The organism is Streptomyces sp. N50 (assembly GCF_033335955.1).
Lineage (GTDB): Bacteria > Actinomycetota > Actinomycetes > Streptomycetales > Streptomycetaceae > Streptomyces.
In genome coordinates this window covers 6,358,983-6,385,956 of sequence record NZ_CP137549.1, presented here as the reverse complement: position 1 = coordinate 6,385,956, position 26,974 = coordinate 6,358,983, and the positions used below count along the sequence as shown (strand labels likewise).

Annotated in this window: 24 protein-coding genes; 1 reads left to right on the top strand and 23 read right to left on the bottom strand. The window is 68.7% G+C overall.

Annotated elements, in window-relative coordinates:
- Nucleotides 1–30: 30 nt before the first annotated feature.
- On the top strand, nt 31–1,857 hold the full coding sequence (locus R2B38_RS28925) for a glycoside hydrolase family 18 chitinase (protein WP_318018849.1): 1,827 nt from the start codon (nt 31–33) through the stop codon (nt 1,855–1,857).
- Between the two features lie 394 nt (nt 1,858–2,251).
- Here the strand turns inward: R2B38_RS28925 and R2B38_RS28920 are convergent, their stop codons facing one another.
- From R2B38_RS28920 to R2B38_RS28810, 23 genes are all read right to left on the bottom strand, one after another.
- Nucleotides 2,252–2,698 (bottom strand): DUF2550 domain-containing protein, encoded by a 447-nt coding sequence (locus R2B38_RS28920; protein WP_318018848.1) that lies wholly within the window; start codon nt 2,696–2,698, stop codon nt 2,252–2,254.
- A gap of 138 nt (nt 2,699–2,836) precedes the next feature.
- Nucleotides 2,837–3,211, bottom strand: a complete 375-nt coding sequence (locus R2B38_RS28915; RefSeq protein WP_266772606.1) for a F0F1 ATP synthase subunit epsilon — start codon at nt 3,209–3,211, stop codon at nt 2,837–2,839.
- Nucleotides 3,212–3,321: 110 nt separating this feature from the next.
- Nucleotides 3,322–4,758 (bottom strand): F0F1 ATP synthase subunit beta, encoded by a 1,437-nt coding sequence (atpD, locus tag R2B38_RS28910; protein ID WP_033285407.1) that lies wholly within the window; start codon nt 4,756–4,758, stop codon nt 3,322–3,324.
- Complete coding sequence (locus R2B38_RS28905) at nt 4,758–5,675, bottom strand: F0F1 ATP synthase subunit gamma (protein ID WP_033285406.1); 918 nt, start codon at nt 5,673–5,675, stop codon at nt 4,758–4,760. The genes atpD and R2B38_RS28905 overlap by 1 nt, the downstream gene beginning before the upstream one ends.
- A 20-nt stretch (nt 5,676–5,695) precedes the next feature.
- Nucleotides 5,696–7,285 carry a F0F1 ATP synthase subunit alpha gene (atpA, locus tag R2B38_RS28900; RefSeq protein WP_033285405.1) on the bottom strand — a complete coding sequence of 530 codons (1,590 nt, stop codon included), beginning with the start codon at nt 7,283–7,285 and terminating at the stop codon, nt 5,696–5,698.
- Between the two features lie 129 nt (nt 7,286–7,414).
- A complete protein-coding gene (locus R2B38_RS28895; protein WP_318018847.1) occupies nt 7,415–8,230 on the bottom strand; it encodes a F0F1 ATP synthase subunit delta in 816 nt (271 codons plus the stop codon).
- Entirely contained in the window at nt 8,227–8,769 is a 543-nt protein-coding gene (locus R2B38_RS28890) for a F0F1 ATP synthase subunit B (RefSeq protein ID WP_200679770.1), read from the bottom strand. The genes R2B38_RS28895 and R2B38_RS28890 overlap by 4 nt, the downstream gene beginning before the upstream one ends.
- A gap of 43 nt (nt 8,770–8,812) precedes the next feature.
- The gene (locus R2B38_RS28885) at nt 8,813–9,049 is read right to left on the bottom strand and encodes a F0F1 ATP synthase subunit C (protein WP_093629141.1); all 237 of its coding nucleotides are present in this window, start codon (nt 9,047–9,049) and stop codon (nt 8,813–8,815) included.
- Between the two features lie 75 nt (nt 9,050–9,124).
- Entirely contained in the window at nt 9,125–9,961 is an 837-nt protein-coding gene (gene atpB, locus R2B38_RS28880; RefSeq protein WP_318021815.1) for a F0F1 ATP synthase subunit A, read from the bottom strand.
- 210 nt (nt 9,962–10,171) lie between these two features.
- Nucleotides 10,172–10,585 carry a hypothetical protein gene (locus tag R2B38_RS28875; protein WP_033285400.1) on the bottom strand — a complete coding sequence of 138 codons (414 nt, stop codon included), beginning with the start codon at nt 10,583–10,585 and terminating at the stop codon, nt 10,172–10,174.
- Nucleotides 10,586–10,891: 306 nt separating this feature from the next.
- Entirely contained in the window at nt 10,892–12,211 is a 1,320-nt protein-coding gene (locus tag R2B38_RS28870) for an MraY family glycosyltransferase (RefSeq protein WP_033285399.1), read from the bottom strand.
- 129 nt (nt 12,212–12,340) lie between these two features.
- The gene (glyA, locus tag R2B38_RS28865; RefSeq protein WP_318018846.1) at nt 12,341–13,579 is read right to left on the bottom strand and encodes a serine hydroxymethyltransferase; all 1,239 of its coding nucleotides are present in this window, start codon (nt 13,577–13,579) and stop codon (nt 12,341–12,343) included.
- 71 nt (nt 13,580–13,650) lie between these two features.
- Nucleotides 13,651–14,319: a protein-tyrosine-phosphatase gene (locus tag R2B38_RS28860; RefSeq protein ID WP_318018845.1), complete on the bottom strand. Its 669-nt coding sequence runs from the start codon at nt 14,317–14,319 to the stop codon at nt 13,651–13,653.
- Nucleotides 14,316–14,963: an L-threonylcarbamoyladenylate synthase gene (locus tag R2B38_RS28855; RefSeq protein WP_033285396.1), complete on the bottom strand. Its 648-nt coding sequence runs from the start codon at nt 14,961–14,963 to the stop codon at nt 14,316–14,318. Before R2B38_RS28855 ends, R2B38_RS28860 begins: the two co-directional genes overlap by 4 nt.
- A 59-nt stretch (nt 14,964–15,022) precedes the next feature.
- Nucleotides 15,023–15,862 carry a peptide chain release factor N(5)-glutamine methyltransferase gene (gene prmC, locus R2B38_RS28850; RefSeq protein WP_234468096.1) on the bottom strand — a complete coding sequence of 280 codons (840 nt, stop codon included), beginning with the start codon at nt 15,860–15,862 and terminating at the stop codon, nt 15,023–15,025.
- Between the two features lie 88 nt (nt 15,863–15,950).
- Complete coding sequence (gene prfA / locus R2B38_RS28845) at nt 15,951–17,027, bottom strand: peptide chain release factor 1 (RefSeq protein WP_318018844.1); 1,077 nt, start codon at nt 17,025–17,027, stop codon at nt 15,951–15,953.
- Nucleotides 17,028–17,133: 106 nt separating this feature from the next.
- Entirely contained in the window at nt 17,134–17,358 is a 225-nt protein-coding gene (gene rpmE / locus R2B38_RS28840; protein WP_019060712.1) for a 50S ribosomal protein L31, read from the bottom strand.
- 185 nt (nt 17,359–17,543) lie between these two features.
- Nucleotides 17,544–18,680 (bottom strand): LCP family protein, encoded by a 1,137-nt coding sequence (locus R2B38_RS28835; protein WP_318018843.1) that lies wholly within the window; start codon nt 18,678–18,680, stop codon nt 17,544–17,546.
- A 218-nt stretch (nt 18,681–18,898) separates the two neighbouring features.
- Nucleotides 18,899–20,740 carry a trypsin-like serine protease gene (locus tag R2B38_RS28830; protein WP_318018842.1) on the bottom strand — a complete coding sequence of 614 codons (1,842 nt, stop codon included), beginning with the start codon at nt 20,738–20,740 and terminating at the stop codon, nt 18,899–18,901.
- A 150-nt stretch (nt 20,741–20,890) separates the two neighbouring features.
- On the bottom strand, nt 20,891–22,930 hold the full coding sequence (gene rho, locus R2B38_RS28825) for a transcription termination factor Rho (RefSeq protein ID WP_318018841.1): 2,040 nt from the start codon (nt 22,928–22,930) through the stop codon (nt 20,891–20,893).
- Between the two features lie 384 nt (nt 22,931–23,314).
- The gene (thrB, locus tag R2B38_RS28820) at nt 23,315–24,244 is read right to left on the bottom strand and encodes a homoserine kinase (protein WP_318018840.1); all 930 of its coding nucleotides are present in this window, start codon (nt 24,242–24,244) and stop codon (nt 23,315–23,317) included.
- A 247-nt stretch (nt 24,245–24,491) separates the two neighbouring features.
- Nucleotides 24,492–25,550, bottom strand: a complete 1,059-nt coding sequence (gene thrC, locus R2B38_RS28815; protein WP_318018839.1) for a threonine synthase — start codon at nt 25,548–25,550, stop codon at nt 24,492–24,494.
- A gap of 6 nt (nt 25,551–25,556) precedes the next feature.
- Nucleotides 25,557–26,849, bottom strand: a complete 1,293-nt coding sequence (locus R2B38_RS28810; protein ID WP_318018838.1) for a homoserine dehydrogenase — start codon at nt 26,847–26,849, stop codon at nt 25,557–25,559.
- Nucleotides 26,850–26,974 lie beyond the last annotated feature (125 nt).

Genomic DNA, 26,974 nt, shown 5'->3' with positions numbered 1-26,974 from the left:
CGCGCCCCCTTACCCCCGAGGAGGCGCTCAATGCGCTTCAGACATCGAGCAGTTGCCGGGTTCACGACCCTGCTGCTTCCGCTCGCCGCTCTCGTCGGTCTGGCGGCCCCCGCCGAGGCCGCCTCGACCGCGACCGCCACCTTCACCAAGTCCAGCGACTGGGGCACCGGGTTCGGCGGGCAGTGGACCGTCAAGAACACCGGTACCAGCGCGATCAGTTCATGGACGGTCGAGTGGGACTTCCCCTCCGGCACGTCCGTCACCTCCGCCTGGGACGCGGACGTCACCAGCTCCGGCAACCACTGGACCGCGAAGAACAAGTCCTACAACGGCACCATCGCCGCGGGCGCCTCCGTCTCCTTCGGCTTCAACGGCGCCGGCAGCGGCTCGCCCTCCAACTGTCTGCTCAACGGCGGCAGTTGTGACGGCGGCACCACCGTCCCCGGTGACGCGGCCCCCTCCGCGCCCGGCACCCCCACCGCCTCCTCGATCACCGACACCTCGGTGAACCTCTCCTGGAGCGCGGCCACCGACGACAAGGGCGTCAAGAACTACGACGTCCTGCGCGACGGCACCAAGGTCGCCACCGTGACGACGACGTCGTACACGAACACCGGCCTGACCGCCGGCACCGACTACTCGTACACCGTGCAGGCCCGCGACACCGCCGACCAGACCGGACCGGTCAGCGGCTCGGTCGCCGTGCACACCACGGGCGGCAGCACCACTCCCCCGACCACCGGCTCCAAGGTCAAGCTCGGGTACCTCACCGAGTGGGGCACGTACCAGCGCAACTACCAGGTCAAGAACCTGGTGACCTCCGGCTCGGCCGCGAAGATCACGCACATCAACTACGCCTTCGGCAACGTCACCAACGGGCAGTGCGCGATCGGTGACGCCTACGCCGACTACCAGAAGACGTTCACCGCCGACCAGTCGGTCAGCGGCGTCGCCGACACCTGGGACCAGCCGATCGCGGGCAACTTCAACCAGCTGCGCGAGCTGAAGGCCAAGTACCCGAACATCAAGATCCTCTGGTCCTTCGGCGGCTGGACCTGGTCCGGCGGCTTCGCGCAGGCGGCGGCCAACCCGACCGCGTTCGCCAACTCCTGCTACAACCTGGTCGAGGACCCGCGCTGGGCCGACGTCTTCGACGGCATCGACATCGACTGGGAGTACCCGAACGCCTGCGGCCTGACCTGCGACACCAGCGGCGCGGCGGCCTACAAGAACCTGATGCAGGCCCTGCGCGCCAAGTTCGGCAGCAACAACCTGGTCACCGCGGCCACCACGGCCGACGGCACCTCCGGCGGCAAGATCGACGCCGCCGACTACGCGGGCGCGGCCCAGTACGTCGACTGGTACAACGTGATGTCGTACGACTTCTTCGGCGCCTTCAACCCGACCGGCCCCACCGCCCCGCACTCCCCGCTCACCACCTACAGCGGCATCCCGACCCCCGGCTTCACCACGGCCGACGCGATCGCCAAGTTCAAGTCGAAGGGCGTCCCCGCGAACAAGCTGCTCATCGGCATCGGCTTCTACGGCAGAGGCTGGACCGGCGTGACCCAGGCCGCACCCGGCGGCTCGGCGACCGGCCCGGCGGCGGGCACCTACGAGCAGGGCATCGAGGACTACAAGGTCCTCAAGACGTCCTGCCCGGCCACCGGCACGATCGCCGGCACGGCGTACGCCTACTGCGGCAACAACTGGTGGTCCTACGACACCCCGAGCACGATCGCCGGAAAGATGAGCTGGGCCAAGACCCAGGGTCTGGGCGGCGCGTTCTTCTGGGACTTCAGCGGCGACACCAGCAACGGTGAGCTGGTGACCGCCATCAACAGCGGGCTGAGCTGAACCCCACACTGCTCAGCGCCTCGCCGCGGACAGACCTCTCCGGTCTGTCCGCGGTGCGTTGTTCGTGACGCGCGCCCCCGGCGTGCACCCCAGGGGGCCCTTCGGCCCGGAGCGAAGGCCGATCGGCGCCGGTAACCAGCCTTTTGACGTGGGCATCTTGGTCTTACGACAGCAAGAGGAACACCGCGCCACGGGGGAAACCATGAAGCGCAGGTCCACGTCCCGCACCACCAAGAAGTCCGTCCACGCCTGGGCCGGGCCGGCCAGTGCCCTCATCACAGCGGTCGCCGCCACTGTCATGGCCGCCTGCCCGGTCGACGTCACCGTGACCCTCGGCTTCGCGCCCCACGCGGTCGTCGTCAGTCAGGCCGACGTACCGACCCGGTCTGTCCGGTCATGCGACGTTGACCCGCTGGCCGGGAGGAGCGGCCTCCAGCCAGGCCAGGAAACCCGTCAACGCGTCTTCGCTCATGGCGAGTTCGAGGCGCGTGCCCCGGTGCAGGCAGGTCAGGATGAGCGCGTCGGAGAGCAGGGCCAGCTCCTCCTCGCCCTCGGGGAGGCGGCGGCCGGCGACCTCGATCGCCGAGCGTTCCAGCGTGCGGCGCGGGCGGTAGGCGTAGGAGAAGACGCGGTACCACTCGATGCGGTCGCCGTTGTAGCGGGCGACGCCGTAGCTCCAGCCCTTGCCGTTGGTGTCGGGTTTCTCCGGGACGTCCCAGCGGAGCGAACAGTCGAAGGTGCCGCCGGAGCGCTGGATGAGTCTGCGGCGGAGGCCGAAGACGAACAGGCCCAGTACCACCAGGGCGACAACAATTCCGCACGCAGTCAGAGCGAGGACCATCGACACCGACCTCCTCGTCTCCTAGGTAAAACAGGTAACGGAACGGAAAAAACACCCACATTCGCCTCAGCCGCGGCTGGGGCCGGATTCCTCCGGTCCCAGCCGCGGCTGAGTCACGTCATCGCGTCAGAACTGGGTTCAGCGCGTCTCCACCGCACGGAGTCGGACGTCCGCGCGGCGCTCGGCGGACTCGTCGCCCTCCGCCTTCGCGCGCTCCAGTTCCCGCTCCACGCGCTGGACGTCGATCTCGTCCGACAGCTCGGCGATCTCGGCGAGCAGCGACAGCTTGTTGTCCGCGAACGAGATGAAACCGCCGTGCACCGCCGCGACGACCGTCCCGCCGTCGCTCGTGCGGATGGTCACCGGGCCCGACTCCAGCACACCGAGCAGCGGCTGGTGACCGGGCATGACGCCGATGTCGCCGGACGTGGTGCGCGCGACGACCAGGGTGGCCTCGCCGGACCAGACCTGGCGGTCCGCGGCGACGAGCTCGACATGCAGCTCAGCAGCCAAGGTGGGCTCCTCGGGTCACCACCCGGCGGTCGTGCCGGGTGTTGGGTCAATTCTAATGGGCGTGAAAGAGGGGGTGGGACACGCCCCACCCCCTCAGGTGAAGCACGGGGTCAGGAGACGCCCAGCTCCTTCGCGTTCGCCTTCAGGTCCTCGATACCACCGCAGAGGAAGAACGCCTGCTCCGGGAAGTGGTCGTACTCGCCGTCGATGATCGCGTTGAAGGCCACGATCGACTCGTCCAGCGGGACGTCCGACCCGTCGACGCCGGTGAACTGCTTGGCGACGTGGGTGTTCTGGGACAGGAAGCGCTCCACGCGACGGGCACGGTGGACGGTGAGCTTGTCCTCCTCGCCCAGCTCGTCGATACCGAGGATCGCGATGATGTCCTGAAGGTCCTTGTACTTCTGCAGGACCGTCTTGACGCGCATCGCGGTGTTGTAGTGCTCCGCCGCGATGTACCGCGGGTCGAGGATGCGGGACGTGGAGTCCAGCGGGTCCACGGCCGGGTAGATGCCCTTCTCGGAGATCGGACGGGACAGAACCGTCGTCGCGTCGAGGTGGGCGAACGTGGTGGCCGGGGCCGGGTCGGTCAGGTCGTCCGCGGGGACGTAGATCGCCTGCATCGAGGTGATCGAGTGACCGCGGGTCGAGGTGATGCGCTCCTGGAGGAGACCCATCTCGTCGGCCAGGTTCGGCTGGTAGCCCACCGCGGAGGGCATGCGGCCGAGCAGGGTCGAGACCTCGGAACCGGCCTGCGTGAAGCGGAAGATGTTGTCGATGAAGAACAACACGTCCTGGTTCTGCACATCGCGGAAGTACTCCGCCATGGTCAGACCGGCCAGGGCCACGCGCAGACGGGTGCCCGGGGGCTCGTCCATCTGGCCGAAGACAAGGGCCGTCTTGTCGATGACGCCCGAGTCGGCCATCTCCTCGATGAGGTCGTTGCCCTCACGGGTGCGCTCGCCGACACCGGCGAACACGGAGACACCGTCGTGGTTGTTGGCGACGCGGTAGATCATCTCCTGGATGAGCACCGTCTTGCCGACACCGGCACCGCCGAACAGGCCGATCTTGCCGCCCTTGACGTACGGGGTCAGCAGGTCGATGACCTTGACGCCGGTCTCGAACATCTCGGTCTTCGACTCGAGCTCGTCGAAGCGCGGGGCCTTGCGGTGGATGGACCAGCGCTCGCCCGTGTACTTCTCGTCGCTGTTCAGCACCTCACCGAGGGTGTTGAACACCTTGCCCTTGGTGAAGTCGCCGACCGGGACGGTGATGCCCGTGCCCGTGTCGGTGACGGCGGCCTGGCGGACCAGACCGTCGGTGGGCTGCATCGAGATGGTGCGGACCAGGCCGTCACCCAGGTGCTGGGCGACCTCCAGGGTCAGCGTCTTCTTCGCGCCGTCGAGAGCCGGGTCGGCCACCTCGACGTGCAGAGCGTTGTAGATCTCCGGCATCGCGTCGACGGGGAACTCCACGTCGACGACCGGGCCGATGACCCGGGCGACGCGGCCCGTGGCAACGGCCGTCTCAACTGTCGTCGTCATTACTTGTCACTCCCCGCGGTCGCGTCGGCCAGGGCTGCGGAGCCACCGACGATCTCGCTGATTTCCTGGGTGATTTCGGCCTGGCGGGCCGCGTTGGCAAGACGGGAGAGCGTGGTGATCAGGTCTCCCGCGTTGTCGGTCGCCGACTTCATCGCGCGGCGGGTGGCGGCGTGCTTGGAGGCAGCCGACTGGAGCAGCGCGTTGTAGATACGGCTCTCGACGTACCGCGGCAGCAGGGCGTCCAGGACGTCCTCCGCCGACGGCTCGAAGTCGTACAGCGGAAGGATCTCGCCCTGGGGCGTGGCTTCCTCCGCGACCTCTTCGAGGCTGAGGGGCAGCAGCCGGCTGTCGATCGGCGTCTGCGTCATCATCGAGACGAACTCGGTGTAGACGATGTGGAGTTCGTCCACGCCGCCCTCCGCCGTGTCCAGCTCGATCGCCTCGATCAGCGGACCCGCGACCTTCTTCGCGTCCGCGTACGTGGGCTCGTCGGTGAAGCCGGTCCACTGCTCCGAGATCTTGCGCTCACGGAAGTTGTAGTGGGCGACACCGCGGCGGCCGACGATGTACGTGTCGACCTCCTTGCCCTCCGCGACCAGACGCGCGGTCAGCTGCTCCGCGGCCTTGATGGCGTTGGAGTTGAAGGCGCCGGCCAGACCGCGGTCGCTCGTGAGGAGCAGGACCGCGGAACGGGTCGGCGTCTCGGCCTCGGTGGTCAGCGGGTGCCGGGTGTTGGAACCCGTACCGACCGCCGTGACCGCACGCGTCAGTTCCTTCGCGTACGGCGTCGAGGCCTGCACCTTGCGGTGCGCCTTGACGACGCGCGAGGCGGCGATCATCTCCATCGCCTTGGTGATCTTCTTGGTCGCGGTGACGGATCGGATGCGACGCTTGTAGACCCGGAGCTGGGCTCCCATGAGTCAGGTCCCTTCCTACGTCACTTGGCCGCGGCCGGGGCGTCCTCGCCGAGGAGCTTGCCGTCCGAGGTCTCGAACTGCTTCTTGAACTCGGTGATCGCGTCCGCGGCGGCGGTGAGGGTGTCGTCCGACATCTTGCCGCCCTCCTTGATGGAGGTCATGAGGCCCTGCTCCTTGCGGTGCAGGTACTCCAGGAGCTCCTTCTCGAAGCGGCGGATGTCCTCGACCGGTACGTCGTCCATCTTGCCGGTGGTCGCGGACCACACGGAGACGACCTGGTCCTCGGTGGGCATCGGCTGGTACTGCGGCTGCTTGAGCAGCTCGACCAGGCGCTGACCGCGCTCCAGCTGGGCCTTCGACGCGGCGTCCAGGTCGGAACCGAAGGCGGCGAACGCCTCCAGCTCGCGGTACTGGGCGAGGTCGAGGCGCAGTCGGCCGGAGACCTGCTTCATCGCCTTGTGCTGCGCGGAACCACCGACTCGGGAGACGGAGATACCGACGTTCAGCGCGGGGCGCTGACCGGCGTTGAAGAGGTCCGACTCCAGGAAGCACTGGCCGTCGGTGATGGAGATGACGTTGGTCGGGATGAACGCCGACACGTCGTTGGCCTTGGTCTCGACGATCGGCAGACCGGTCATCGAGCCCTTGCCCATCTCGTCGGAGAGCTTCGCGCAGCGCTCCAGCAGACGGGAGTGCAGGTAGAAGACGTCACCCGGGTAGGCCTCGCGGCCCGGCGGACGGCGCAGCAGCAGGGACACGGCGCGGTAGGCGTCGGCCTGCTTCGAGAGGTCGTCGAAGATGATGAGGACGTGCTTGCCGTCGTACATCCAGTGCTGGCCGATGGCCGAACCGGTGTACGGCGCAAGGTACTTGAAGCCGGCCGGGTCGGACGCCGGGGCGGCGACGATGGTCGTGTACTCCAGCGCGCCGGCCTCTTCGAGCGCACCACGCACGGAGGCGATGGTGGAGCCCTTCTGACCGATGGCGACGTAGATGCAGCGGACCTGCTTGTTCACGTCGCCCGAGCGCCAGTTGTCGCGCTGGTTGATGATCGTGTCGACGGCCAGGGCGGTCTTGCCCGTCTGGCGGTCGCCGATGATCAGCTGACGCTGGCCGCGGCCGATCGGGGTCATCGCGTCGACGGCCTTGTAGCCCGTCTCCATCGGCTCGTGCACCGACTTGCGGACCATGACGCCCGGGGCCTGCAGCTCCAGGGCGCGGCGGCCGGTGGTCTCGATCTCGCCGAGGCCGTCGATCGGGTTGCCGAGCGGGTCGACGACACGGCCGAGGTAGCCCTCGCCGACGGCGACGGACAGGACCTCTCCGGTGCGGGTGACCGGCTGGCCCTCCTCGACACCGCTGAACTCGCCGAGGATGACGGTACCGATCTCACGCTCTTCGAGGTTGAGCGCGAGACCGAGGGTGCCGTCCTCGAACTTCAGCAGTTCGTTGGCCATGGCCGAGGGCAGGCCCTCGACCTTCGCGATGCCGTCGCCGGCAAGGGTGACCGTACCGACCTCCTCGCGCGAGGCCGCGTCCGGCTTGTACGACTGGACGAAGTTCTCCAGCGCGTCCCGGATCTCCTCCGGCCGGATCGTGAGCTCCGCCATCTGGGTTCCCTGCTCTCCTTGTTGGGCCCGAAGTTTCACTTGGGGGGATGGGGGACTCCCCCCGTGACGAGGTGAATCCTCTGCACGGCCCAACTCGGGCCGCCTTACTACGTCTTTGTTGTGTTGCTGCTAGCTCGCCATGCGGCGGGCGGCGTCATCGAGCCGGTCCGCGATGGAGCCGTTGATGACCTCGTCGCCGACCTGCACCCGGATACCGCCGAGGACCTCGGGGTCCACGTCGATGTTCAGGTGCATGTGGCGGCCGTAGAGCTTCGCGAGGGCGGCGCCCAGGCGCTGCTTCTGCGGGTCGCTCAGCGGGACCGCCGTGGTGACGACCGCGACCAGGCGGCTGCGGCGCTCGGCGGCGAGCTTGGACAGGGACTCGAGTCCCGCTTCCAGGCTACGTCCCCGGGGCGCGGTCACCAGGCGGGTCACCAGTCGCTCGGTGGTCGGCTTGGCACGGCCGCCGAGCAGGCTGGTGAGCAGCTCGCTCTTGGCCGCGGTGCCGGCGGCGCGGTTGGTCAGCGCGGCGCGCAGTCCGGTGTTCGAGGAGACGATCCGGCCGAACCGGAACAGCTCGTCCTCGACGTCGTCGAGCTCGCCCGACTGCTGGGCCGCGGTGAGGTCGGCGGTGGCCGCCAGCTCCTCCAGCGCGTCCACCAGGTCGCGGGACTGCGACCAGCGGGAGCGCACCATGCCGGACAGCAGGTCGAGGGCGGAGCCGCCGACCTGGCCGCCGAGCAGGCGCTCGGCAAGCTGGGCCTTGGCCTCGCCGTCCTGCGCCGGGTCGGTGAGGACCCGACGCAACGACACCTCACGGCCGAGCAGCGCGGTGACGGCGGCCAGCTCGTCGGCGAGCTGCGCCGCGTTCACGGACGTGGAGTCCGTCAGCGCGTCGAGACGCTCACGTGCGGCTGCCAGGGCCTCGCGGCTCGCTCCGTTCATCGTGCGGCCTCGGCCTTCTCCTCGAGTTCATCGAGGAAACGGTCGATCACGCGGCTCTGCCGGGCGTGGTCCTCGAGGGACTCGCCGACGAGCTTGCCGGCCAGGTCGGTGGCGAGCTTGCCCACGTCCTGGCGCAGCGCCTGCGAAGCGGCCTTGCGGTCGGCGTCGATCTGCGTGTGACCGGCGGCGACGATCTCCTCGCGCTGCCGCTGGCCTTCCGCGCGCATCTCGGCGATGAGCGTGGCGCCCTGCTCCTGCGCCTCCTGGCGCAGTCGCGCGGCCTCGTGCCGGGCCTCGGCGAGCTGAGCCTTGTACTGCTCGAGAACGCTCTGTGCCTCGGTCTGGGCGGCCTCGGCCTTCTCGATACCGCCCTCGATGGCCTCGCGCCGCTCGTCCAGAACCTTGTTGATGTTCGGGAGGAGCTTCTTGGCGAGGAAGCCGAAGACGATGACGAAGGCGATCAGGCCGATGACAAGCTCGGGGATCGGCGGGACGAGAGGGTTCTCCTTCTCGGCCGCCAGAATGAGCAGCTGGCTCATGTCAGTGCCTTTCGTCTAGTGGGCTGTCGCTGATCGCGGTGGATCAGGTGCCGTAGACGAACGGCATGACCAGACCGATGAGGGCGAGCGCCTCACAGAAGGCGAAGCCGAGGATCTGGTTGGCACGGATCAGGCCGGCAGCTTCGGGCTGACGGGCCAGAGCCTGGGTGCCGTTACCGAAGATGATGCCGACGCCGACGCCGGGACCGATGGCGGCGAGGCCGTAGCCGATCGAACCGAGCGAACCGCCGACGGCGGCGAGGGTCTCAATGGCAGCCATGCTGATTCTTCCTTATCTGTACGGACCGGCGGGGATTGGCCACCGGACGCTAAGGGGGGTTCCGGAGGGGGTTGCTCAGTGGTTCTCGGCGAGCGCGCCCTGGATGAAGGTGCAGGTCAGCAGCACGAAGACATACGCCTGCAGGGCCTGGATGAAGAGTTCGAAGGCCGTCATCACGATGACCATGACGAACGAGACACCCGCGTAGGCGATGCCGATGCCGTTGAGCAGGTACCAGCTGGCGATCGTGAAGAGCAGCAGCAGGGTGTGGCCCGCGAACATGTTCGCGAAGAGTCGCACCGCGTGCGTGAACGGCCGGACGATCAGGTTCGAGAGCAGCTCGATGCCCATCGCCAGCGGGAGAACCGCGCCGAGCGACTTGTCGTAACCGCTGAAGTTCTTGAAGGCGCCGACGAATCCGTGCCGCTTGAACGTCAGCGAGACCCAGGTGATGTACACGATCGCCGCGAGGACGATGGGGTACGCGATGATCGACGTCACCGGGAACTGGGCGACCGGGACGATCGACCAGAGGTTCATCATCCAGATGAAGAAGAACAGCGAGACGACCAGCGGTACGTACTTCTCGCCCTCCTTCTTTCCGATCGTCTCGTAGACGACTCCGCGGCGGATGAAGTCGTAGCCGGACTCGGCGACCATCTGCAGCTTGCCGGGAACGACCTTCGGCTTGCGGAAGGCGGCCCAGAAGAAACCGACGACGATGACCGAGCCGATCAGCGCCAGCAGCATCGGCTTGTTGAAGTACACGTTGCTGTCGCCGTCCCCCAGAAGGGGCTTGAACAGGAACGAGTGCAGGCCGGGAGCCGGGAAGCCACAGCCGTCGAAGATGTGGCAGTCGGTCTCGAAGGCGAGCACCTGCGTCGGGTCAGCACTCACCGCGGGCTCCTTCAGCGTGGCGCATAGGTACGGCAACCTCGTTGTGTCGGCGCGGCGGACAGCCGCGGTTCGGCACTGGACTGGTGTAACGGATGTGGGGGCGGCAGTGGGGCATCGAGCCTCGCGATTGAGCAGGCGTCAGCTCAGATGCCCGCGCCCGCGATGCCGCAGTTGGCACCGGACGATAGCAGGGTCGCTTACGTGCTCTTATCCCGGCCCTACCTCTCACGACGAGTGCTCCGACTTCTCGGGCTCGACGTAGAGGATTTTGGCCTTCATGTGGGCACGGGTCTGCGCGACGATCCAGATGATGGTTCCGGCGAGCAGCGTGAACGCGAAGGCCTTGGGATTGAACAGCGTGGTGTGCTTGAACGCGGCGAGGAAAATGAACAACAGCAGAATCTGCGCCGCGAAGAGCATGAGGCCCATCGCCTGGAACAGGTGCGGAAGCGATTTGGCAGTGCGCTGCAGAACGTAGAGCCCGATTCCCATGAAGAGGATCACGATCAGCGTCGCAACGGCTGCCCCAATAGCTCCTTTGCCGCCGGCGACCACACCACTGACGACGGCGGCAATCGCGCCGACGGCAGCTGTGGGCACAGCGGCTTGAAGGAGAATCCGGGCGTCATTGGACGGCATGGCGGCAACTCCGCTTGCTAAGGGGGGCGTGTCGTCATGGACGAGCGTAGTCCCGGGATGAGAGAGAACCTCACGCCAATGGACCGTCGCACTACGGTCCTTCGGCTCTGTCCCGGGTTCTCGTGAACCGTATCACAAACTATTTGATGCGGTCTTTACCTAGAAGGTGTGCTTGCTGTCACACATGAGAGTGACAGTGCGCGTCTGTGCAAAATAGCGGCCAACTTGTCTGGTATAGGGAGGCTTTGTCTGCCCACGAGATGGCAACGCTTTAGTCAGATTCTTACCTTGGCGTCAGCGCGAGCGTCAGCGTGAGGACTCCGCTTTACGTCCGTCCAGGAGCCGCGAACGGGGTCCGACTGCGGTCGCCCCGTTGACTCCTGACACTCCGGTGACAACCGGAGGACGCGGGTCACGGTCTTCCTCCGCCAGTACCACGACAGGGTCAACTCCGGCCCTGCGACGGCGATATCGCGGCGGCACCAGGTGCTCGGCCCAGCGCGGCGCACGCGGCGTGAAGCGCGGCAGCAGAAGCAGCACGAGTCCGATCGCGCTCAGGAAGACGATGCCGAGGACGATCCACATCGAGGCCGAGTTGACCGAGTAGGACAGCGCCCCGAACGCGATCAGCGCCGACCAGAAGTACATGATCAGCACCGCCCGGCTGTGCGAGTGGCCGATCTCCAGGAGCCGGTGGTGCAGATGGCCGCGGTCCGCGGCGAAGGGCGACTGGCCCCGCCAGGTACGGCGCACGATCGCCAGCACCAGGTCGGCGGCCGGCACCGCGATGATCGTCAGCGGCAGCAGCAGCGGGATGTACACGGGCACCGTCTGGTGCACCGCCGCCTTCTCGGAGCCGACGAACAGCTGCAGCGCGTCCGGGTCGACCTGTCCCGTGATGGAGATCGCACCCGCGGCCAGCACCAGGCCGATCAGCATCGACCCGGAGTCGCCCATGAAGATGCGGGCCGGGTGCATGTTGTGCGGCAGGAAGCCCAGGCACATGCCCATCAGGATCGCGGAGAAGAGCGTGGCCGGGGCGGCGGCCTCGATGCCGTACGAGTACCAGATCCGGTAGGCGTACAGGAAGAACGCGGCGGCCGCGATGCAGACCATGCCGGACGCGAGGCCGTCGAGGCCGTCGACGAAGTTGACCGCGTTGATGGTGATGACGACCAGGGCGACCGTGAGCAGGGTGCCCTGCCACTGGGTCAGCGCCACGTTGCCGATGCCCGGGATGGGCAGCCACAGGATCGTCAGACCCTGCATGACCATCACGCCGGCGGCGATCATCTGGCCGCCCAGCTTGATCAGGGCGTCGATCTCGAACTTGTCGTCCAGGACGCCGATCAGCCAGATCAGGGCCGCTCCGGAGAGCAGGGCGCGCGGCTCGTTCGAGTTCTGGAAGACCTCGCTGAGGTTGGTCAGGTGGTCGGCGACCAGCAGACCGGCGCACAGGCCGAAGAACATGGCGATACCGCCGAGCCGCGGAGTGGGTTCCCGGTGCACGTCACGGGCCCTGATCTCCGGCATCGCCCCGGCCACGATCGCGAACTTCCGCACCGGCCCGGTCAGCAGATACGTCACCGCGGCCGTCACGCAGAGCGTCAGCAGGTATTCACGCACAGGCTTCCCCACAGGTCTCGCTGGCCATCACAGCCCCACACCCTAGCGAGGGACGCATATGGTTGGGGACTTCCGGGTAGCGACGATGGTTGCACGTGTGGCTGTGTACCTGGGTACGCGTACCCCCGTTCAGCCCGGATACGGCGGGAATCCACCCACAAGATCCCGCACTTCGTCACGGGCCGACCTGGCGTCCACCCGCCCGCGCAGCACTCCCGCGACCAGCGCCGCGATCCCCGCCATCTCGCCCTCCCCCATGCCCTGCGTGGTCACCGCGGCGGTACCCAGCCGCAGCCCGCGCGAGTCCCCGTGCGGGAGCGCGCAGCAGTCCAACACCAGTCCTGCGGCGGCGAGTTGACCCCGTGCGACGCGTCCGTCGACGCCGAGGGGCAGCGGGTCGGCGGTGATGAGATGGGTGTCGGTACCGCCGGTCGTGACGACCAGCCCCTCCGCCGCCAGCCCGGCCGCGAGCACCCGTGCGTTGGCGACCACCTGATGGGCGTACGCCGTGAAGGCCGGGGTCGCCGCCTCGCCGAACGCGACGGCCTTGGCGGCGATGGTGTGCATCTGGGCACCGCCCTGGGTGAACGGGAAAACGGCCCGGTCCACCCGCTCCGCCAGCTCGCTCCCGCACAGCAGCATCCCGCCGCGCGGCCCGCGCAGCACCTTGTGCGTGGTCGCGCAGACGACGTCGGCGTACGGCACCGGGTTCGGCGCCGCTCCCCCGGCGACCAGGCCGATGGGATGCGCGGCGTCGGCGATGAGATAGGCGCCCACCTCGTCGGCGACCTCGCGGAAGAAGGCGTGGTCGATGTGCCGGGGATAGGCGATGGACCCGCAGACGATCGCCTTGGGCCGATGCGTACGGGCGAGGGAGCGCATCTGCTGGTAGTCGATGAGCCCGGTCTCGGCATCGACCCCGTAGCCCACGAAGTCGAACCACCGCCCGGAGAAGTTCGCGGGCGACCCGTGCGTGAGATGCCCGCCGTACGGCAGCCCCAGCGCGAGCACGGTGTCACCGGGCCGCAGCAGCGCGGCGTAGGCGGCCAGCACGGCCGAAGACCCGGAATGCGCCTGCACGTTGGCGTGCTCGGCCCCGAACAGCGCCTTCGCCCGTTCTACGGCTACGCGCTCGGCGACGTCGACGATCTCGCAGCCGCCGTGGTGGCGGGCGCCGGGGTATCCCTCGGCGTACTTGTTCGCGAGCGGGGAGCCGAGCGCGGCCAGCACGGCGGGCGAGGTGAAGTTCTCGGCGGCGATCAGCTGAAGCGTCGTCGACTGCCGCGCCAGCTCCCCGAGCAGGATCTCGGCCAGCTCGGGGTCCTGCCGACGCAGGACATCGGCCTCAAGGACAGGGGTGACCGACATGGCAGGCTCCGGGCGTCGACGGTGACGTACGTCCAATGTAGGCCCGGGGCGGGTGGGGCGCGCGGCCGTTGTCAGGTCTTCGCGGGGACGCCCGTCAACGCCGTGACCACGGGGTCGATCGCCTGGTTTATCTCGTCGCCGATGGAGCGGAAGAACGGGAGGGGTGCCCCGTACGGGTCGAAGACCTCGTCCGCCTCTGCCGTGGGGGCCAGGAGCCAGCCGCGGAGGGCCGCCGCCGCGCGGACCAGGGCGCGGGCGCGGGCCACCATGCCGTCCTCCAGGGGTGGGAGGGTCGTGGGGTCTATCGCCTTCACCAGGCGGGTGAACTCCTTGAGGGTGAAGGTGCGCAGGCCTGCCGAGTGGCCCATCGAGATGACCTGGGCGCGGTGGTCACGGGTGGCCGTCAGGACCAGGTCGGCGCGGATCACGTGGTCGTCGAGCAGCTCGCGGCCGGTGAACCCGGAGGGGTCCGCGCCGAAGTCGGTGAGGACGGTCGCCGCGTTGGTCTCCATGGGTGCGCCCTCATGGCCCCATGTGCCGGCGCTCTCCACGATCAGCCCGCCCCACAGCGGGTCGCCGAGCCGGTCCGCCAGGGCATGACGGGTCAGCCGCTCGGTGATCGGCGAGCGGCACACGTTGCCGGTGCTGACGTGGAGGATGCGGAAGCTGTCCATGGGGAGCCCGAAGGTCCCCGTCACTTCCCCGTTGCCTATGCCACGCCCCGCGTCAGGGGCTGTCAATTCGCCACCTCGAGGTCGGGTACGACCTTGCGCAGCTCCTCCGCCGAGATCGCGCCCGCGCGCAGCAGCAGCGGCACCTCGCGCGTGACGTCGACGATCGACGACGGCACGTTGCCGGGCGTCGGACCGCCGTCGAGGTACACGGAGACGGAGTCGCCGAGCATCTCCTGGGCCGCGTCACAGTCCTCCGGCGCGGGGTGCCCGGTGAGGTTCGCCGAGGAGACCGCCATCGGACCGACCTCCGTCAGCAGCTCGATCGCGACCGGGTGCAGCGGCATGCGGACGGCGACCGTGCCCCGGGTGTCCCCCAGGTCCCACTGGAGGGACGGCTGGTGCTTGGCGACCAGCGTGAGGGCACCCGGCCAGAACGCGTCGACGAGTTCCCAGGCCAGCTCGGAGAAGTCCGTGACGAGGCCGTGCAGCGTGTTCGGGGAGCCGATGAGGACAGGGGTGGGCATGTTGCGGCCCCGGCCCTTGGCGTCCAGGAGATCGGCGACGGCCTCCGAGGAGAACGCGTCGGCCCCGATGCCGTAGACCGTGTCGGTCGGCAGGACCACGAGTTCGCCCCGGCGGACGGCGGACGCGGCCTCGCGCAGACCCGTCGTGCGGTCGGTCGCGTCATTGGTGTCGTATCGCCGTGCCATCTAACGGGCCTCCTGCTCAATCACGTGTACGTAAGAGGTTGTTGAGCCGTGGTCGCCGATCACGGAGTCGCCCTGCGGGCGGTCGCGAAGCGCGGGCGGTTGTTGAGATCGGGGTGGTCGGCCGCGTCGGCCCAGCCACGTTCCTCGGTGAAGATCCACGGCACCTGGCCGCCCTGGGTGTCGGCGTGCTCGATGACGACGACACCGCCGGGACGCAGGAGACGGTGTGCGGTGCGCTCGATGCCGCGGATCAGGTCGAGGCCGTCCTCCCCTGAGAACAGGGCGAGTTCGGGGTCGTAGTCCCGCGCCTCGGGAGCCACGTACTCCCACTCCGTGAGGGGGATGTACGGCGGGTTGGAGATGACCAGGTCGACATGGCCGTCGAGATCGGGGAAGGCGTCCAGGGCGTTCCCCTGCCGCAGGTCGACCCTCGACCCCTCCATGTTCTTGCGGGTCCACTGCAGCGCGTCCTCGGACAGCTCCACGGCGTGCACCCGGGAGCGCGGCACCTCCTGCGCGAGGGCGAGCGCGATGGCTCCGGAGCCGGTGCAGAGGTCCACGATCAGCGGCTCCACGACGTCCATCGCGCGGACCGCGTCTATGGCCCAGCCGACCACCGACTCGGTCTCGGGGCGCGGCACGAACACCCCCGGCCCGACCTGGAGTTCCAGGTACCGGAAGAAGGCGCGGCCGGTGATGTGCTGGAGCGGCTCACGCTGCTCGCGCCGGGCGATGGTCTCCCAGTAGCGGGCGTCGAAGTCCACGTCCTTCACGGAGTGCAGCTCGCCCCGCTTCACACCGTGCACGAACGCGGCGAGCTCCTCCGCGTCGTTGCGCGGCGAGGGCACGCCGGCGTCGGCCAGCCGCTGGGTGGCCTGGGCCACCTCTGCTAGCAGCACCCCCCGGGGGTTTGGGGGTCGCTCCCCAAATGACTGCTGCACGCAAGTCCTCCGTGTCGTACTCGTCCGTGCCGAACCGTGCCGTGCCTTACGCCGCCGCGAGCTTGGCGGCCGAGTCCGCGTCCACGCAAGCCTGGATCATCGCGTCGAGGTCCCCGTCCAGGACCTGGTCGAGGTTGTACGCCTTGAATCCGACGCGGTGGTCCGAGATGCGGTTCTCCGGGAAGTTGTACGTACGGATCTTCTCGGAGCGGTCGACCGTGCGGACCTGGCTGCGGCGGGCGTCGGCGGCATTCTTCTCCGCCTCCTCCTGTGCCGCGGCGAGCAGCCTGGAGCGCAGGATACGCATCGCCTGCTCCTTGTTCTGCAGCTGGCTCTTCTCGTTCTGGCAGGAGGCCACGACTCCGGTGGGAATGTGCGTGATGCGCACCGCGGAGTCGGTCGTGTTGACGGACTGCCCGCCGGGGCCCGAGGAGCGGTACACGTCGATGCGGAGGTCGTTCGGGTTGATCTCGACGTCGACCTCCTCCGCCTCGGGGGTGACCAGGACACCGGCCGCCGAGGTGTGGATACGGCCCGCGGACTCGGTCGCCGGGACGCGCTGCACGCGGTGCACTCCGCCCTCGTACTTCAGCCGCGCCCAGACACCCTGGCCGGGCTCGGTCGCGCCGTTGCCGCCCTTGGTCTTCACGGCGACCTGGACATCCTTGTAGCCGCCCAGCTCGGACTCGGTGGCGTCGATGATCTCGGTCTTCCAGCCGACGCGCTCCGCGTACCGCAGGTACATGCGCAGCAGGTCACCGGCGAACAGGGCGGACTCGTCGCCGCCCGCGCCCGCCTTGACCTCAAGGATCACGTCCTTGTCGTCGTTGGGGTCACGCGGCACGAGCAGCAGCCGCAGCTTCTCCGTGATCTCGTCCCGCTGCTTCTCCAGGTCCTTGACCTCGGCCGCGAACTCCGGGTCGTCGGCGCCGAGTTCACGCGCGGTCTCGATGTCGTCGCCGGTCTGCTTCCAGGAGCGGTACGTGGCGACGATCGGGGTGAGCTCGGCGTAGCGCTTGTTCAGCTTGCGCGCGTTGGCCTGGTCGGCGTGGACCGACGGGTCGGCGAGCTTCTTCTCAAGGTCGGCGTGCTCGCCGATGAGGTCCTCGACAGCCTCGAACATCTTGGGCTCCTGAAATGCGTACGGAAGGGAAGGCGGGCGACCAAAAACGCCGGTCCCGGCACGCCAGGAAAAGGGCGTGGCCGTGGACCGGCGAAATGGAAGCTCGCTACTTCGTGGAGCCGGCAGCAGCCTTGCCGAAGCGGGCCTCGAAGCGGGCCACGCGGCCACCGGTGTCGAGGATCTTCTGCTTGCCCGTGTAGAACGGGTGGCACTCGGAGCAGACCTCGGCGCGGATGTTGCCGCTCGTGATCGTGCTGCGGGTGGTGAACGACGCGCCACAGGTGCAGCTGACCTGGGTCTCGACGTACTCGGGGTGGATCTCGCGCTTCAAGGGTTTCTCCTAGTTTCGGGAGGGCGCCGGGTCGCTCCGCGGGTTTGCGGGACGTGAACCGGGGCCGACTGTCCAGTCTGCCAGCACTGGAGCCATCTCCCAAAACCGGGTCGCTCTGTGGTCTATTCCCCGCGGGCCGGTGGGGGCTGGTCGCGCAGTTCCCCGCGCCCCTAGGGGGTTGCGCCTCAGCCAGCTGTCACGACGCCCTTGGCTTCGCCGGTTGCTGTGCCCTTGGTCGCCGCCGCGGGTATCGGCTGGTCGTTCTTCAGGGCCGCCCACACCATCTGCGCCTTCGACTTCTCCACGATCACGCGGTTCGGGTTGGCCGGGTCGTACTCGACGGGCATCGTGACCATGGTCATGTTCTTGGAGCTGATGGTCTTGAGGCCGTTGGCGAAGGACGTGAGGGAGTTCACGGAGCCGAGGTCGGAGTCGGTGGTGACGGCCTTGGTGGCGGTGTTGGCGAGGTCGTAGAGCTTGGTCGGGCTGGTGAGGACGCCGATGTGCTTGACCTGGTTGACCAGGGCCTTGATGAAGGCCTGCTGGAGCTGGATGCGGCCGAGGTCGGAGCCGTCGCCCACGCCGTGCCGGGTGCGGACCAGGCCGAGGGCCTGCTGGCCGTTCAGGGTGTGGGTACCGGCCTTGAGGTCGAGGTGGCTCTGGGGGTCCTTGATGGCCTTGGTTGTCGTGACCGGGACGCCGCCCAGTTCGTCGATGAGCTTCTCGAAGCCCGCGAAGTCGACTTCCAGGTAGTGGTCCATGCGCAGGCCGGTGACCGACTCGACGGTCTTCACCGTGCAGGCGGCGCCACCCGTGGAGTACGCCTCGTTGAACATCACGCCGGACGCCGCGTCGTGCGTCACGCCCTTGGTGTCGGTGCACTCGGGGCGGTCGACGAGGGTGTCGCGCGGGATGGACACCACGCTGGCCTTCTTGTGGCCCTTGTAGACGTGGATGATCATCGCGGTGTCGGAGCGGGCGCTGCCGTCGTCGGTGCCGCCGCCCAGCTTCTTGTTCGTGCCGGAGCGGCTGTCCGAGCCCAGGACCAGGATGTTCTCCGAGCCGTTGTCGACCTTGACCGGCCGGTCGGTGCCGAGGGCCTGGTTGATGTCGACGGTCTTGATGTTGCCGTTGAGCTTGAAGTACACGTACCCGGCGCCGGTGCCGCCCAGCACGACGACGCCGGCCGCGACCCAGGCCGTGATCAGCAGGGCCTTGTGCCGCGGACTGCGCTCCTTCTTACGGCCTCCGGCGCGGTGGCGCGGGCCGTTGGTGCCGTCCTTGCCCGGTATGGCGGGCTCCGGCGTGCTCTCGGCGGACATGGGCTCCTCGCATCTCGTTCCGGGTCGGTTACCCCCTGCTTTCAGGGTCAGGCCTGGCCGAAGCGACTGATACCGCTCAATCCTCGCTCTATGGTCGCTCCGCCAGGTCAGACAGGGAAACTCGGGAAAGGGTTGCACAACGCAGAGTGCCCATCGCGTAGGGCGATGGGCACTCTGTGTAGTCGTTTCAGCGGGTTACGCCCCGCTCACCTGCGATTTCAGCCGAAGATGTCGTACTGCTGGAAACCGGTGCCGAGCGACTTCGGTGTGCCGAAGATCTCGCTCGTGGCCTTGCCGGTGCCCGGGTAGAGGTACAGCGCGTTGCTCGCGTTGCGGATCAGGAGGTCCGCCTTGCCGTCGCCGGTGAAGTCACCGACGGCGTCGAAGGCGTTGTAGCTGCCCCAGGTGCGCACCTTCACGCGGGCCGCGAAGGCGCCCGTGCCGGACTTGCCGGCGCCCTTGTAGAGGTAGACGACGCCGGTGCTCTTGTTGCGGGCGAGCAGGTCGGCCTTGCCGTCACCGTTGAAGTCGCCGTGGCCGACCAGCGTGTTGTACTGGCTCCAGCCGCCGCCGACGCGCGAGGGCGAGCTGAAGGTGCCGTTGCCCTTGCCCGGGTAGATCCACAGCACGCCGGCGCTGTCGACCGAGACCAGGTCGGGCAGGTAGTCGCCGGTGACATCGCCGGGGGCGATGATCCGGGTGCGGGTCTTCCAGTTGGCGAAGATCTTCGTGCTGACCCAACTGCCGTCGTCCCGGGCGCTGTTGAGCTGGAAGTGGTCCCAGTAGACCGCGCCTGCGGTGGTCCGGTAGATCCAGTCCTGGTAGCCGTCCCGGTTCAGGTCGGCCGTGCGGACCAGGTTGACGCCGCCCCAGTCGCCCAGGGAGACGCGGGTGGCCAGCGAGGTGCCCTTGGAGTCCAGCTCGTAGCCCACCTTGTTGGAGGACTTGCGGGCGTAGACGTCGGCCTTGTTGTCGCTGTAGCTCAGGTTGCCGTCGTCGACCTGCGCGTAGGCCGCGCCGGCGTAGACGCTGACCTTCGTGAAGACGCCGTAGGTGCCCTCGACGACGCAGTCGTTGACGGTGCTGGCGTCACCGTCGTCGCCGCTCCAGGAGACGACGCCGACGATCCGGCCGCCGACGACCAGCGGGCCGCCGGAGTCGCCGTTGCAGATCGTCGTCGTACCGGTGTCGCTGCCGGTGGCGGGCGTGCCCGCGCAGACCATGTGGGCCTTGATGACGAGGCTGCCGTAGGCGCCGACGCAGGTGGCGTCCGACTGGATCGGCAGCGTGGCCGTCTTCAGCGTCTCGGAGATGTCCTCGGTCTGGGAGCTGGTGCGGCCCCAGCCGTAGACCTTGGCGGTCTTGGCGGGCGTGCCCGTGTAGGACGCCGTGTCGCCGTACGTCGTCATCCGGATCGGGGTCGCCTTGACGGGGGCCGCCAGGGTGAGGACCGCGATGTCGTTGTCGATGGTCGTCGCGTTGTACGACGGGTGGTTCCACTGGCGCAGGACCGCGGTGGCCTGGCCGCCGTGCAGGTCGGTGTTGCCGTCGGCGTCCGTGGTCGGCAGCACGGTGGCGCTGGTGATGACGGCGCCGTTCTTGGCCCAGTTGTAGCCCTTGACGCAGTGCGAGGCCGTCAGGATCTTCGACGGCGAGATGACCGAGCCACCGCAGAAGAAGCCGATGTCGTCGCTCTCGTCGGTGGTGCCCTTGTCGTCGTAGTACCAGAGCTGCGCCATGAACGGCGCGGTGTTGATGGTGGTGGTCGTGCCGCCGATGATCTTCGGGCTGGCGGCCGTGCCGGTGGTGCTCGCGCTCAGGGAGGCCTTCTTGGTCGTCTCCCCGGCGATGTCGTCACCGGCCTCGGCGCCCGCGACGCGCTTCTTCAGCGTGGCGAGCGACGTCGTGCTCACGGCGGGCTTCACGGTCGGCGTCGGCAGCGCGGTGGCCGCGCCGGCGGACGTCGTCATCAGTGCGGCGGTCACGGCGGCGGCGATACCGGCCGCGGCGACAGGCAGGCCGAAACGTATCCGGCGTCTGTGCCGACCAGCCCCAGGCATGGGCGTACCCACTCAAGTCCCCCCTCGGGATCAGAAGTTCGGACGACTGTCGAAAGCAAGTCCGAAGGGCGCGATCGTACAGCGAGCCACTGACAACGCGAAGGGCCGCCCCCTTAACAGGGAGCGGCCCTTTGATAACGCTGACTTTTCTTAGTCGCCGTTGCCAGGAGTCGTCTTCTGGATCTGCAGCAGGAACTCCGCGTTCGACTTCGTCTGCTTCATCTTGTCGAGGAGCAGCTCGATCGCCTGCTGCTGGTCGAGCGCGTGCAGCACCCGGCGCAGCTTCCAGGTGACGGCCAGCTCGTCGCTGCCGAGCAGGATCTCTTCCTTACGGGTACCGGACGCGTCGACGTCCACCGCCGGGAAGATGCGCTTGTCGGCGAGCTTCCGGTCGAGCTTCAGCTCGGCGTTGCCCGTGCCCTTGAACTCCTCGAAGATGACCTCGTCCATGCGCGAGCCGGTGTCCACGAGCGCCGTGGCGAGGATGGTCAGCGAGCCGCCGTCCTCGATGTTGCGCGCGGCACCGAAGAAGCGCTTGGGCGGGTACAGCGCCGTGGAGTCGACACCACCGGAGAGGATGCGGCCGGAGGCGGGCGCCGCGAGGTTGTACGCACGGCCCAGACGCGTGATGGAGTCCAGGAGTACGACGACGTCGTGGCCCAGCTCCACCAGCCGCTTGGCGCGCTCGATGGCGAGCTCGGCGACCGTGGTGTGGTCCTCGGCGGGACGGTCGAAGGTCGAGGAGATGACCTCGCCCTTCACCGACCGCTGCATGTCGGTGACCTCTTCCGGACGCTCGTCGACCAGGACGACCATCAGGTGGCACTCGGGGTTGTTGTGCGTGATCGCGTTGGCGATGGCCTGCATGATCATGGTCTTGCCGGTCTTCGGCGGGGCCACGATCAGACCGCGCTGGCCCTTACCGATCGGCGCGACGAGGTCGATGATGCGGGTCGTCAGCACACCCGGGTCGGTCTCCAGGCGGAGCCGGTCCTGCGGGTACAGCGGCGTCAGCTTGTTGAACTCCGGCCGACCGCGCCCGGAGTCGGGGGCCATGCCGTTGGTCGAGTCCAGGCGCACGAGCGCGTTGAACTTCTCGCGGCGCTCGCCCTCCTTCGGCTGGCGGACCGCGCCGGTGACGTGGTCGCCCTTGCGCAGGCCGTTCTTGCGGACCTGGGCGAGGGAGACGTACACGTCGTTCGGGCCCGGCAGGTAGCCGGAGGTCCGGATGAACGCGTAGTTGTCGAGGATGTCGAGGATGCCCGCGACGGGGATCAGGACGTCGTCGTCGGCGACCTGCGGCTCGCCCGCGGCACCGCCACCGAACTCGTCGCGTCCACGACGGCCACGGCGGTCCCGGTACCGGCCGCGACGGCCGCGCCGGCCGCCCTCGAAGTCGTCGTCGTCCTGCGGGCCGTTGTCGCGCTGCTGCCGGTCCTGACGGTCCTGGCGGCCACCGCTCTGCTGCTGACGGTCCTGCTGCTGACCGCCCTGCTGGCGGTCCTGACGGCCGCCGCTCTGCTGCTGGCCGCCGCCCTGCTGCTCGTTGTCCTTGCGGCGGTCGCCGCGGTCGCGGTCCTGGCGGTCCTGACGGCCACCGCGGTCGCGACGGTCCCGGCGGCCCTGACGGCCGTCGTCACCGGCATCGCCCCGGGCCTCGCCCTGCGCGGCGGCGGGCGTCTCGGCCTTCGGCTCGCTCTTCGCCTCGGCGGTGATCGTCTCGGGGCTGCCGGCCTCGGCGGTCGCGCGGCGACGACGGCGCTCAACGGGCGCATCGTCGCTGGCGGGCTGGCCGGGGATCTCGATCTGCTGCTGGGCCACGGCCTTCTCGGCGGCGACCTTCTCGGCCTTCTGCTCGGCCGGGGCGACCGCCTCGTCGCCCGTACGGGTCTTGGAGGTGGCGCGGCGCTTCGGCTTGGTCTCGGTGGCGGTCTCGGCCTTGGCCGGAGATCCACCGCCAGCCTGCGCGTCCTTGATGACCTCGATCAGCTGGCTCTTGCGCATCCGCGCGGTGCCCCTGATGCCGAGGCCGGATGCGACCTGCTGCAGCTCGGCCAGCACCATGCCGTCGAGGCCGGTACCGCGGCGCCGCCGGGAGCCGGCACCGGTGGCAGGCGCGGAGGCGTCCGTGGCGGGCGCGGCAGCGGTCTCCTCGACACGCGCGCCCATCAGATCGGTGGTGTCGCTCACGAAGGGTCCTTCCCTGGAGCGGACGTCGGCCTGTCTGGCTCGGCGACCGGTTGTGCTGTCCGGCTTCGGTTCTTGCTGTGTGAACCGTGCCGGGGCGGTGGTCCGCCTAAGCGGCGGAAGAGATTGCTGATGACGGCGCTTCCCGAAGCAGTGGCACCGAGTGTCTGTGTCACGTGGCTTGGTCGCACCAATTCCGGAGCGTGCCCGGCGAACCGCTCTGTGCCCCTACAGAACACGGTGCGGCTTGGGAGGCTCCCGGAAGAATGTCTGTCCCGGACGGGGACAACAAGCACCTCGCCATGGTGGGGTCGGGTGCAGACTTGAGATTAACACTACCGGATCCAACAAACATTCCCCCTCTCGAAATCCGGCGACGGTACGTAGTCAATTGGCGCTGGGGGCCGTGAGCGGCAGTACGCAGGCGCCCTGTGCGTCGAGATCGAGCCGGTTGGCGGCCCAGCCCTCGCCGGCGAGGTGGGACACCTTGTCGGCGTTGTCGGCGTCGACCAGTGCGAGCACGGTCGGTCCGGCGCCGGAAATCACGGCCGGCACCCCGTCCGCCCTCAACCGGTCGACGAGCGCGGCACTTTCGGGCATCGCCGGAGCGCGGTACTCCTGGTGCAGCCGGTCCTCCGTGGCGGGCAGCAGCAGCTCGGGGCGCCGGGTGAGCGCCTCGACGAGCAGCGCGGCGCGGCCCGCGTTGGCGGCGGCGTCGACGTGCGGGACGCTGCGCGGGAGCAAGCCGCGCGCGGTCTCGGTGAGCACCGGTTTCCCGGGCACGAAAACCACCGGAACGATGGAATCGGCCGGGTCCATCCTGATCGCCCGCGCGGCTCCCCCGTCCATCCAGGAGAGCGTGAATCCGCCCAGCAGACAGGCCGCGACGTTGTCGGGGTGGCCCTCGATCTCGGTGGCGAGTTCCAGCAGGGCCGTGTCGTCGAGCCGGGAGTCCCCGCCTATGGTCACGGCGCGCGCGGCGACGATGCCGGCGCAGATGGCGGCGGAGGAGGAACCCAGGCCGCGGCCGTGCGGAATGCGGTTGGCGCACACGATCTCGAGGCCGCGCGGCTGTCCGCCGAGCAGGTCGAAGGCGGTGCGCAGGGACCGTACGAGGAGGTGGTTCTCGTCGCGCGGGAGGGTCTCGCTGCCCTCGCCCGCGATGTCGATGAGCAGCCCGGAGTCGGCGACACGGACGACGACGTCGTCGTAGAGCCCCAGCGAGAGGCCGAAGGCGTCGAAGCCCGGGCCGAGGTTGGCGCTGGTGGCGGGGACGCGCACCCGGACGGCGGCGGCGCGGAAGGCTGGACCGGCCATCGCTCGATGACTCTCCTTGAGCTGCGTGACTGTCGAAGACATTCGATGAGATTCGATAGGTACGTGAAGACCCTCGGGCCGTGGAGACGGCGCGGTGCCGAGCCATGCGCGCAGGCATATGCGGCGGGCGGGTTCGGTACAGCCTATCGAAGGAAGGTTCTGTGGCGACATAGGGCGCACAGGAGGCGCACGATGCGTGTCGTAAGCCCCCTGTGCACCCCCCGTGGCGAATACCCGCCAGGCGGCTTTACGCCAGACCGAGGCGCTCGGCCGCGGTCGGCGCGTCGACCGGGATCGTGACCGGCTGCGGGGCGCCGGCGACCGCCCAGTCGGGGTCCTTCAGACCGTTTCCGGTCACCGTGCAGACGATGGTCTGGCCCGGGTCGACCTTGCCCTGCTCGGCCGCCTTCAGCAGACCGGCGACGGAAGCGGCGGAAGCGGGCTCGACGAAAACGCCCTCCTGAGCGGCCAACAGCCGGTAGGCGCGCAGGATCTCACGGTCCGTCACCTCGTCGATGAACCCGCCGGACTCGTCCCGCGCGGCGAGCGCGTACTGCCAGGACGCGGGGTTGCCGATGCGGATCGCGGTGGCGATCGTCGAGGGGTCCTTGACGATCTCGCCGCGCACGATGGGCGCGGAACCGGAGGCCTGAAAGCCCCACATACGCGGGGACTTGGCGGCGATGCCGTCCCCGGCGTACTCCTTGTAGCCCTTCCAGTACGCGGTGATGTTGCCCGCGTTGCCCACCGGCAGGACGTGGATGTCGGGCGCGTCGCCGAGCATGTCGACGATCTCGAAGGCGGCCGTCTTCTGGCCCTCGATGCGCACCGGGTTGACCGAATTCACCAGCGCCACAGGGTAGTTGTCGCTCAGCTCGCGGGCGAGGGTGAGGCAGTCGTCGAAGTTCCCGTCGACCTGGAGGATCTTCGCGCCGTGCACGAGGGCCTGGCCCATCTTGCCGAGCGCGATCTTCCCGCGCGGCACGAGGACGGCACAGACCATCCCGGCGCGTACCGCGTAGGCGGCCGCGGAGGCCGACGTGTTGCCGGTGGAGGCGCAGATGACGGCCTGCGCGCCCTCCTCCTTGGCCCGGGTGATGGCCATGGTCATACCGCGGTCCTTGAAGGACCCGGTCGGGTTGGCACCCTCCACCTTGAGGTGGACCTCGCAGCCGGTGCGCTCGGAGAGCACCTGCGCGGGCACGAGGGGCGTGCCGCCCTCGCGGAGGGAGACGACCGGCGTGCTGTCGGATACCGGCAGCCTGTCCCGGTACTCCTCGATGATTCCGCGCCACTGGTGGGTCATTGCTGGTTACTCTCCTTCAACCCGCATGATGCTGGCGACACCCCGCACGGTGTCGAGCTTGCGCAACGCCTCGACGGTCCCGCCCAGGGCGGCGTCGGACGCGCGGTGCGTGACGACGACGAGGGATGCCTCGCCGTCCTTCCCCTGCTGCCGAACCGTATCGATCGAGACACCGTGCTCGGCGAACACGGTGGCGACCTGTGCGAGAACACCTGGTTTGTCGGCGACGTCGAGGCTGATGTGGTACCGCGTGACGACCTCGCCCATGCCCGACACGGGCAGTCCGGCGTACGCCGACTCGCCGGGCCCGGTGGTCCCGTTGAGCCGGTTGCGGCACACGGCGACGAGGTCACCGAGAACAGCGGAGGCGGTGGGGGCGCCGCCCGCGCCGGGGCCGTAGAACATCAGCTGGCCGGAGGCGTCGGACTCGACGAACACGGCGTTGTAGGCGCCGCGGACGGAGGCGAGCGGGTGGCTGAGCGGGATCATCGCGGGATGCACGCGCGCGGTGACGCTGCCACCGTCCTCGGCCCGCTCGCAGATGGCCAGCAGCTTGATGGTGCAGCCCATGTTCTTGGCGGAGGCGAAGTCCGAAGCGGTGACTTCCGTCATCCCCTCGCGGTAGACGTCGTCGAGACGCACGCGCGTGTGGAAGGCGATCCCGGCGAGGATGGCGGCCTTGGCAGCGGCGTCGAAGCCTTCGACGTCGGCGGTGGGGTCGGCTTCCGCGTACCCCAGCGCGGTGGCCTCGTCGAGGGCTTCCTGATACCCGGCCCCCGTGCTGTCCATCTTGTCGAGGATGAAGTTGGTGGTGCCGTTGACGATCCCGAGCACCCGGTTGACCTTGTCACCGGCGAGGGACTCGCGCAGCGGCCGGATGAGGGGAATCGCCCCGGCGACGGCAGCCTCGTAGTAGAGGTCCTTGCCCTGCTGCTCGGCGGCGGCGTGCAGCGCGGCGCCGTCCTGCGCGAGCAGCGCCTTGTTGGCGGAGACGACGGAAGCGCCGTGCTCGAAGGCGGCGGTGATGAGGGAGCGGGCGGGCTCGATACCGCCGATGACCTCCACCACGACATCAATGTCCCCGCGCTTGACGAGAGCGGTGGCGTCGGTGGTGACGAGGGCGGGATCGATGCCTTCACGCACCTTCGAGGGCCGCCGTACCGCGACCCCCGCGAGCTCGACGGGTGCGCCGATGCGGGCGGCGAGGTCGTCGGCGTGCGTCGTCATGATGCGCGCCACCTCTGAGCCGACCACTCCACAGCCCAGCAGCGCCACCTTCAGCGGACGCGTACGCATCATCCGACCTCGTTTCCTCATACCGTCATCGGTTGGACCAGTCTCACTCACCGGACGGGAGTTTCTATCCATGGTCCGGATCGTGAGACATCGATTTCATTTCCGCAGGGGTGGAAGACGGGAGATCT